This is a genomic window from Collinsella aerofaciens ATCC 25986, from assembly GCF_964239575.1.
Taxonomy (GTDB): domain Bacteria; phylum Actinomycetota; class Coriobacteriia; order Coriobacteriales; family Coriobacteriaceae; genus Collinsella; species Collinsella aerofaciens_BQ.
The window spans coordinates 61,379-68,357 of record NZ_CAXSQQ010000008.1 but is presented as its reverse complement, the minus strand read 5'-3'; the positions used below and the strand labels follow the sequence as shown (position 1 = coordinate 68,357).

Annotated in this window: 5 protein-coding genes; 4 read left to right on the top strand and 1 reads right to left on the bottom strand. The window is 64.8% G+C overall.

Going from position 1 to position 6,979, the window contains the following annotated elements; translation table 11 throughout:
• The first annotated feature begins 177 nt into the window (after positions 1 to 177).
• Positions 178 to 651: a hypothetical protein gene (locus ACESUZ_RS05915; protein ID WP_373199007.1), complete on the top strand. Its 474-nt coding sequence runs from the start codon at positions 178 to 180 to the stop codon at positions 649 to 651.
• A gap of 21 nt (positions 652 to 672) precedes the next feature.
• Here ACESUZ_RS05915 and dnaX read toward each other — a convergent pair whose 3' ends face one another.
• Complete coding sequence (gene dnaX, locus ACESUZ_RS05910) at positions 673 to 3,138, bottom strand: DNA polymerase III subunit gamma/tau (protein WP_373199005.1); 2,466 nt, start codon at positions 3,136 to 3,138, stop codon at positions 673 to 675.
• A gap of 115 nt (positions 3,139 to 3,253) precedes the next feature.
• On the opposite strand from dnaX, the gene ACESUZ_RS05905 reads away from it, so the two are divergent.
• The 3 genes from ACESUZ_RS05905 (at position 3,254) to ACESUZ_RS05895 (ending at position 6,973) form a co-directional block, all read left to right on the top strand.
• Positions 3,254 to 3,970: a hypothetical protein gene (locus ACESUZ_RS05905; protein ID WP_373199003.1), complete on the top strand. Its 717-nt coding sequence runs from the start codon at positions 3,254 to 3,256 to the stop codon at positions 3,968 to 3,970.
• Between the two features lie 142 nt (positions 3,971 to 4,112).
• Entirely contained in the window at positions 4,113 to 5,966 is a 1,854-nt protein-coding gene (locus ACESUZ_RS05900) for a serine/threonine-protein kinase (RefSeq protein ID WP_373199002.1), read from the top strand.
• On the top strand, positions 5,963 to 6,973 hold the full coding sequence (locus ACESUZ_RS05895; RefSeq protein WP_070097545.1) for an FhaA domain-containing protein: 1,011 nt from the start codon (positions 5,963 to 5,965) through the stop codon (positions 6,971 to 6,973). Before ACESUZ_RS05900 ends, ACESUZ_RS05895 begins: the two co-directional genes overlap by 4 nt.
• Positions 6,974 to 6,979: the final 6 nt, after the last annotated feature.

Sequence of the window (6,979 nt, the reverse complement as noted above, 5' to 3'; positions counted from 1 at the left end):
CGGATTCGCGCCTCAGGACTCAGCGCAACGCGTTGCGCTGAGTCCTGAGGCTGTTGCAATGAAAATGAGAATCAAGGCGTACCACTAAATGGCTAAATGCCGAGCCACCACTCGAGGTGGCGCTCATGACGGTGGGGTATAATTTGATTGCCATAGATAGCAATTTGGAGGTACCCCATGAATGCCCCCGACGCGCTCCAAAACATCCGCTCAAAACACCCCGCTGCATATTTTGTTCTCTATCTCTTTGTCGGCTGGGCATTGTTGGTTGCCATCACCCATGCTATATCCTTTGGAGCAGAACTGCTAATAGCCAGCTCGGGCCAGCCCGTCGTCAAATGGGAAGCGACCGATGAGTGCACCGACGGAACCCGAACCGTTTACTACAACAGCCCATCCCTCTACCAAGAGTTCAAGGTCAAGATAAAGAACTCCAAGATTGTCGATGCCGAACTAGGCGTTTTCTCGACAATCGGAGCAACCGTCAGCGCCGAGCAAGTCGAGTACACGGACAGCCATGCAACGTATCGTATCGACCTCAGCATCCTAGGCCGACCGTCACGTACCTGTCTACTCGAATGCGATATACGCGGCACCACATTACACATGTCCGAAATACAGATGCGCCCGGACAAAGAGTTCTCTTCTTGAGCAGTATGCCCGCCCGCGCAGCTACTCCACCGGCTTGAAGATGGTGGCCTGGCCGAAGACGCTGCGGATGAGGGCTTTGGCCTCGTCCTCGGTCTGCGGGATGCTCGGGGCTGCGCCCTGATGGCCGAAGGGGCTGCCCGCGCCTGGGTTGGACTCCCAAGGGGCAGCGGGGGCGTCCTCCTCTTTGGGGGCAGCTGCAGCGGGCTTGGGCGCGGACGCCGCACCCGGCACGTCGAACGGCGGCAGATCGTCCCCGCCGGCATCGGCAGCAAAACCGCCGACCATGGCATCGTCGTAGGGAACCTGCTCGGATTCCCACGGAGCGGACTGCGCAGACGGCTGAGTCTTGGGAGCGGCAGAGCGCTCGGGCGCACGGGGCGCTGGCTCGGTCGGGAGCTTGCCCGTGGCAGGAGCGCCGGCAGGGTTGTCGGAGCGCAGCCAGGGGGCCTTAGCCAGGTCGGATGACTTAGACGCAGGCGCGGCGGCGGGCTTGGGCGCGGGAGCCGGAGCAGCAGATTTGGGCGTGGCGGGCTTAGGCGCCGACGGGGTCGGTGCCATCACCGGCGTCGCTTGCTGCTGCGGAGCGCTGGCGCTCGAGGATACAGGGGCCGCCGAGGACACGGGTTGCGGGTCCGCAGATGCCGCAGCCCGTGCAGATGGAGAATGCTCCTCATGTTGAGGAGCCGGCGTGCCACCTCCATCCAGGACGTAGTCGACGGTGCGACGACCGAAGACCGCGCAGACCGTCGGCAGGACCACCGATTGCGTGTCGGCGCGACCGAGCATCTTGATGGCAAAGGTCGAGCCCGCGGGGAACGAGACCGTGAGCTTGGAGCCGTCGTCGGCCGTGGCGCGGGCGTTGAGCAAAAGGCCTGCATAGGAAGCCTGACGAGCCTTGACGCGCTCGACGACCTCGGCCCATTTGCGCTGGAGCTCGCCGGCGTCCTCGACCGCGGGGGTCTCGGCAGCACCGGCAGTGGCAACCTGGGCGGCGTTGTTGGGCCTGGACACCGGCACGGTCGGTGCAGCGGGCGCGGGAGCCGGAGCCTCAACGGGTTGAGGTGCAGGCGTTACAGGTTTGGGCGCGGGAGCCGGAGCCGCGGACTTGGGCGCAGACTGGGCAGCCGGAACAGCAGCGCCGCGGTCCCAAGGCATGCCGCCCTGATGCGCGGACGTAGCAGCGGGGGCGGCGGTCGCCGCAGGAGTAGCAGCTCGGGCACCCGAAATCAGCGTCGGCTGCTGGACAGCAGATGCGGATGCTGCAGGCGCACTCGCTTGAGCAGCTGCCACGCTCGCCGGAACGGCGGCGTTGGCAACCATGGCCTCCAAGCGAGCCACGCGCTCAGCCAAAGCCTCAATCGTTAAATCGGCCTCGGGACGCGCCAGGCGGGTGCAGGCGATCTCGAGCACCAGGCGCACGTCGCTCGCACCCCTCATCTCCAAGGCGGCATCGTCGAGCACCGTCAGCACGCGAGCCAAACGATCGGCAGGATGCTCGCCAAAGGCAGCGGCCTCGGCTGCAAGCGCCTCGGCCTGCTCGGCACCGCCCTCAAACAACTCGGCACGGGCACCGGCAACGCAAGCAACATACACGTCGCGTACGTGCGCCACCAGGTCGCGCGTCAGTTCCAGCAGATCGTTACCTTCCTCGACCTGCGCGCGAATAAGCCCATAGAGCTCGGCGACATCGCGATCGGCAATGGCGCGCGCAAACTCGCCCAGAATCTGGTCCGAAACTTCGCCCAAAAGCGAGCGGGCATCGTCCGCATGCACGGTGCCGTTGCCGAAGACGCTCAGCTGCTCCAGCGTGGAGAGCGCGTCGCGCATGCCGCCCTTGGCATGGCGCGCCACGATGGCAAGCGCCTCGTCGTCGTAGTCGAAGCCCTCCTGCTCGCACACGTATGCCAGGCGACGCTCGATATCCTCGTTACCGATGCGGTGGAAATCGAAGCGCTGGCAGCGCGAGAGGATGGTCTCCAGAATCTTTTGCGGGTCGGTAGTGCACAGCACAAAGATCACATGCGCCGGCGGCTCCTCGAGCGTCTTGAGCAGCGCGTTAAACGCCGCCGTCGTGAGCATGTGGACCTCGTCGATGATATAGATCTTGTACTTGCCGCGCACCGGGGCAAAGTTAACGGAGTTGATGATCTCCTCGCGCACGTTGTCTACGCCGGTACGGCTTGCGGCATCGAGCTCGTAGACATCGGGGTGGTTGCCCTCGGCAATGAGCTCACACTCCTCGCAGGTGCCGTCGGGCATGCAGCCGCTTGCACCCTCGGCGCGCGCCGCCTCGGCATTGCGGCACAGCAGCGCCTTGGCCAAAATGCGCGCCATAGTGGTCTTGCCCGTGCCGCGCGGTCCGCAGAACAGGTAGGCGTGGGACAGGCGCCCCTCGGTGATGGCGTGCTCGAGCGTCGAGACGATATGCTGCTGGCCCACCACGGAGTCGAAGGTGAGCGGGCGATACTTTCGGTACAACGATTCCATGGGTGCTCCCCCGGGTATACTGAGTCTTGTTGCCGCGGCGGCCATGCGGTCGCACGGCATACTGCATCCATAATAACCCGTACGGCGAGCCCGCCGCGATAGGAGTCCAAAGAGCATGGCAGACGCAGAGAGCAACCTCGTTCCCTCCGAAGCAGCCGACCAGGTCGAGGTCGCGCTCGAGACGCAGGCAGCAGCCGATGACGGCATCCTGTACCTCAACGAGTATCAGTACGAAAACGACCTCGTCACCGATTTCGCCCGCTTGGTTGCCTCGCCCAGGCGCCGCGGCTCCCTGTACGTCGCCGCCGCCATTGCCGCGCTGCTCGGTATTGGCATGCTGGTGGCCGGCGGCAGCTGGATCAAGTTCGGCGTCGTGCTGATCGTGTTCGGCGCCTTTTTGGCCTGGTGGAGCAAAAATCTGCACCATACGCTCGCGCGCGACTTTATCGAAGCCGTCGAGGCAGACGAGTCCATGGGCGGCCGTTACCGCCGCGTCGCCGCCAACGAGGACGGCCTGATGGTCTGGGGCAAGAGCGGCAAGTCGCAGTTCTTCCCGTTTGAGAAGCTCGACCACGTACTCGACGGCGAGCGCATCTTTGTGGCCATGTTCGCCGACCAGGGCGTGACGATCCCTAAGGACACCTTTGTTCGTGGTGATGCCGAGCAGTTTGGCTCCTTCCTCAAGGCGCGCATCAACAAAAAGCTGCGCATCGAGACCAAACGCAAGAAGATGAAGGCCGAGAAGGCCGCTGCCAAGGCCAAGCAGGAAAGCGAGCCCAAGAACGCAAAGGCCAAACAGCGCAAGCAGAAGAAGAACAAGAAGAAGCACTAAGGCCGAGCCAGACAGGCCACCTCGCCCCGCTACCTTCACCATGCGCCCGAGCGTGCTAAACTAGCAGCATCTATGCCACCGCGAACGGCTCGGCCCCGCGCCCGCCGCTCGCAAACGAACTTTAAACGCACGAGGGTTGGCCATGCCGCTTTTCTCGCAACATACCGCCCGGTTCTCGCCGGACGTTCCCTTGGAGGGCACCAGCTCTCGCGAGCTGCTCAAGCGGTTCCAGCCGCTCGAGACGCTTGCGACCGGCGGTTTTGGCTCCATCGAGATTTGCCGCGACACGCACCTGCGCCGCCGCGTCGCCATTAAGCGCATCCCCCTTATCAACGGCGCCGGCATGCCCGCCAGCGACATCATGGATGTCTTGCGCGAGGCACACACCGCCGCCATGCTTCAACATCCCAATATCGTGCAGGTTATCGACTTTACGCACGACACCGCCTATGCCTACCTGGTCATGGAGTATGTCGACGGCATGTCCCTAGCCGAGTTTTTGCATCGCGTGGACGGCCATTCGCTCACCTTTGACGAGGCCGCGGCAATTGCCGACGCGCTGGGCCAGGCACTCACTTTCGCCCATAGCAACGGCGTGCTCCACCTGGACATTAAGCCCGCCAACGTGCTCATCGACCACTCGGGCAATGTAAAGCTCACCGACTTTGGCATGGCGCGGCTGTCGTCTGCCGGCGGCTTTGGCGGCTCGCGCGGCGGCACCATCGGCTACATGCCACCCGAGCAGCTCGACATCGAAACTGGCACGGTTGACGAGCGCGCCGATGTCTTTGCCCTCGCCTGCGTGATCTACGAGGGCCTGTGCGGCAGCGCTCCCTTTATGGCCGCCACGCCCGGCGACTCGCTCGGCCGCATCATCGGCGGTGCCACCTACCCCAGCGAGCTCATCCCGCACTTTCCCCCAGGAGCCGAGGCTGCGCTCATGAGCGCCCTCTCCCCCATGCCGCAAGACCGCCCCAGCAGCATCGAGGCATTTTGCGACCAGCTGCTCGCCGGCTTGGGCAGCGTGCGCGAGGGCCGTCGCAGCCTGGAGCAGATGGTGGGCGAGCTGTCGGATGACGAGCGCGCGGCAGACGATATCGAATCGTTGCCCTATGAGGACGACGCCATCGAGGTCGACCCCGCGCTCGGCTGGGCCGGCACGCGATGGAGCCGCGCGCGCGATTACACCATGCGCGCCATCTCGGCGCTAACGTGTGGTGCCTTTAGCTTTCTGATCATGCAGACAGCGGGCGTCGCGGCGCTTCCCGGGCTGGTCGTGGCGGCCATCGCTATTGGCGCGGCGGCAGGCTTGGCCCCGCAGATCGGCTCGGCCATCTCGGCCGTGGGCTTTTTGGTGCTCATGGCCAACGCCACCATGCAGACGCAGGGCATCCTGTCGATGTTGCCCGTCGCGGTGATCTTTGCCGCCGCCATGTCCGGTTGGTGGATCGCCTGGGGTCGCACCGAGGCTGCCGCGAGCGCCGCACTCACCTGTGCACTCGCGCTTGGCTGTCTGACCGGCAATACCTTCCTAGCAGCTGGGGTCGCCGCCGGCGTCGCGTCATTTTGGCTCGGCCCGGCAAGCGCCGCCGCAGCAACGGGCATGGGCGCGCTTTTTGCCCGCCTGGCGACAGTCGCGCTTTCAGCCGGAGGCGTGCTGGGGCTCGGTAACGTTGCCGCAGCGCTGGGAGACCCGCTCCTTTGGGCTGCCTTTGGGCTGGCCGCGGCAACTGCCGCAGCGTCATCCGCGCTGCTCAATGCCCATGCCAAGCGTGCCAATCAGGACTCAAACCTTGCCGCAATCGCCGCCATCGCTGTCACCGGCATCGGCTGCGCAGCGGCGTCCTGTCTTGCACACCATATGGAAATTGCCAGCCTTGCAGCCGCGGTCATCGCCAAGGCGGCGGTTGCGGGAATCCTATCCTCTATAATCGTTGGGATATGCCTATATTTGCTCGGATACCAAAGAACCTATACGGAGAGTGATCTTTCGTGAACTTCCTGAACATCTTCGAGGACCACGTGGCCGGCATCTTCGGTGCCACCCGTGCCCCGTTCTCCTTTAAGAAGCTTGCCAAGCAGGCCGCTCGCGACATGGAGGATCAGACTCTGGTGATCAACGGCGTCAACACGGCGCCGGCACTCTATACCATCCTTATCGCCGCCGACGACGATCCCATGCTCGCCCCGTTCTACCCCGAGCTTTCGCGCGAGGTCCGCGAGTTTGTGAAGGCACAGGCCGAAAAGCGCCGCTATGTGTTTGTCGGCGAGCCCCTCGTGCGCTTTATGATCGATCCGCAGCTGCGTGCCGGCAAGTTCTCGGTCTTTGCCGAGAACGTCGATGCCCCCACGCTCGGCCGCCTGTACGAAGAAGAGCGCGCCTATCAAAACGGCCTGGGCCAGAACAACTCCGCGGCAAGCCGTGCCGCCAGCGCCCCGCGCGCCGGCCAGCAGCAGTTTGCCGCCCCGCAGCAGCAGCGCCCCGCCGCCATGCCCCAGCAGCAGCCGACGCCTCGCGCCGCCGCTCCCGACCCGCTTGCCGTGGCAGACCCCTTCGCGCCTAGCGTCCCCGACCCCGCCGCTCCTATCCCGGTGCCGCAGACCGTCTCGCGCGACGCGCTTGCCGGCATGGGCGGAGCCGCCGCGACCGGTGCCGCCGTGGGCCTAGGCGCCGCAGCCGGCATCGCCTCCAACATGGCGAGCACCCGCGCCCCGCAGCGCCCGCTCGCCCAGCTCGTCGACGTCGTGAGCGGCGAGAGCCATAGCATCACCTCCGCACAGGTGACCATCGGTCGCGAGCGCTCGGTTTCCGACATTGCCCTGCGCGACCCCAACGTGTCGCGTCGCCACGCCCAGCTCACCTTTACGGGCTCGGATTGGTCGATCGAGGACCTCAATTCCACCAACGGCACGCTCGTCAACAACCGCCGCATTACGCGCTGCCCGCTGCGCAACGGCGATCTGCTGACGTTTGGCCTGAGCACCTTTGAATTTAGGGGATAGTCGCTT